Source organism: Acinetobacter sp. YH12233 (genome assembly GCF_013417725.1).
Classification (GTDB): Bacteria; Pseudomonadota; Gammaproteobacteria; order Pseudomonadales; family Moraxellaceae; genus Acinetobacter.
This window is the reverse complement of sequence record NZ_VPDK01000084.1, coordinates 1-1,376: the sequence shown is the minus strand read 5'-3', so window position 1 is coordinate 1,376 and position 1,376 is coordinate 1. Positions and strand designations below refer to the sequence as shown.

The following is a 1,376-nucleotide window of genomic DNA, read 5'->3' as shown; positions in this document are numbered from 1 at the left end:
ATCAGACATCCATCGCATCTCTTGCGAAAAAACGAAGAACATACAGTGCTGAATTTAAACAGCAGATCGTTCAGGCTTGTAAAGCACCGGACGTTTCAATTGCTTCAGTCGCTTTGCAACATGGATTGAATACAAATCTTGTATCCAAATGGATTCGCTTAATTGATGCTAAGCCAGGGAGTGATCGCTCACCACTACCGAATAAACCTGCATTTATTGCCTTATCTTGCTCTGCACCATTAGATCCTACTCCTACTGACATGTTAAAAGTTCAAATTACTTTACCCCACTCAAAAGCAGAAATTGGCTTGAAATGGCAAGTATCAGAAATACCTGCCTTGGCAGAATTACTCAAGGTGCTGGCAACATGATCCGTATCGATGAAATCTGGCTTTCTACCCAACCTCTGGATATGCGAGCAGGGATGGATACGGTCATGGCTCAGGTGGTGAGAGCCTTTGGCTACATTAAACCGCATTGTGCTTACCTGTTCTGTAATAAACGTGGCCATCGCATGAAAGTGCTGGTACATGATGGACTGGGCATCTGGCTGTGTGCCCGGCGTTTGGAACAGGGAAAATTCCACTGGGCTAAAGTTCACCAGGGTGAAAGCGTAGCTCTCAACCCGGAACAGTTACAGGCATTAATCCAGGGTTTGCCTTGGCAGCGCATTGGACGACAGCAGGTGGTCACGATGCTCTAAACCAAGCTCGGCTATTCTGCCATCCTCCAAACGTTCTATTTCATTCTCTTCATGACCTCAGGCATACTGCGGTCATGAATACACTGCCTGACTTAAACCAACTGACCCATGAACAACTGCTGGAATTTACCCGGCAGTTGGCAATGCAGCATCAGTCTCTGGCAGAATCAAATCAAGAATTAGAAAAATCAAACCAGCAATTAGATTCTAAAGTTCAACATCTGGAAGTATCAAATCAACAATTAGATGCCAAAGTTCAACATCTTGAAGTCACCAATCAGCAATTAGATTCTAAAGTTCAGCATCTTTCTATTCTCAATCAAAAATACGAGCATGAACTGGCGCTGTTTAAACAGCATAAATTCGGCAGTAAAAACGAACATCTCACTGCAAAACAAATCCACCTGTGGGATGAAGCGGTTGAAGAAGATATTGCCGCAGTTGATCTAGAACTGGAACGGCTAAATGCAGATAAAACCGATGCAGTGACACACAAAGCCAAAGCAAATAAACCTAAACGTCGACTGCTGCCCGATCATCTACACACCATCCGTATTGAGCATGAACCTGCATCAACCCAATGCAGTTGTGGCTGCCAGTTACGTCGTATCGGCGAAGATATCAGTGAAAAACTGCATTTCAGACCGGCACAGTTCTATAAGGAACAGCATGT

At 44.3% G+C, this 1,376-nt stretch carries 3 protein-coding genes; all 3 read left to right on the top strand.

Annotated features, from left to right (window positions below; all coding sequences use genetic code 11):
* A partial coding sequence (locus tag FTV12_RS16335) for a transposase (protein ID WP_218948444.1) occupies positions 1-371 on the top strand: 371 nt, incomplete at its 5' end.
* The gene (gene tnpB, locus FTV12_RS16330) at positions 368-703 is read left to right on the top strand and encodes an IS66 family insertion sequence element accessory protein TnpB (protein ID WP_004828548.1); all 336 of its coding nucleotides are present in this window, start codon (positions 368-370) and stop codon (positions 701-703) included. The genes FTV12_RS16335 and tnpB, both read left to right, overlap by 4 nt.
* A 74-nt stretch (positions 704-777) precedes the next feature.
* A partial coding sequence (locus FTV12_RS16325; protein WP_180034343.1) for an IS66 family transposase zinc-finger binding domain-containing protein occupies positions 778-1,376 on the top strand: 599 nt, incomplete at its 3' end.